Annotated in this window: 1 protein-coding gene; it reads right to left on the reverse strand. The window is 54.5% G+C overall.

Annotation, left to right across the window (positions count from 1 at the left end):
* Nucleotides 1–346 (reverse strand): hypothetical protein (locus QN345_RS19910; protein WP_323509225.1); only part of this gene is annotated, 346 nt, incomplete at its 3' end.
* Nucleotides 347–358 lie beyond the last annotated feature (12 nt).

The raw sequence follows: 358 nt of genomic DNA on the forward strand, positions 1-358 counted from the left end.
ATGCGATCCGGATGGCATCTCGCAGCAATCCGTCTTGCCTCTCAGCCTCGACTCGCGCAGCGTCGATTTCGGCGTATGCCTTCATTCCCGCGTCGCACACTTTGGGGATTTTTGCTTGGAGGATCTGTTTTCTTACCGTGTCCTCGTCGGCTTTGTTGCAGGCGTTCCAAGCGTTCAGTACGGATCGTCGAGCGATGGCTTCTGCGCGCCCGGATAAAGCGAATCGATCGGTTGATTCGTACTGTTGAGGGATATCGACACCTTCGATCTTGCCCATGTTTAGTACGGCGCTTCTGTGCTGGCTCCGTTGGGCGATGAAAGTCAAAATATCGGCGTAGAGGAGCATCTGCTTTTCCAG

It is taken from the genome of Cryobacterium sp. 10I1 (assembly GCF_035019805.1).
GTDB classification, from domain to species: domain Bacteria; phylum Actinomycetota; class Actinomycetes; order Actinomycetales; family Microbacteriaceae; genus Cryobacterium; species Cryobacterium glucosi.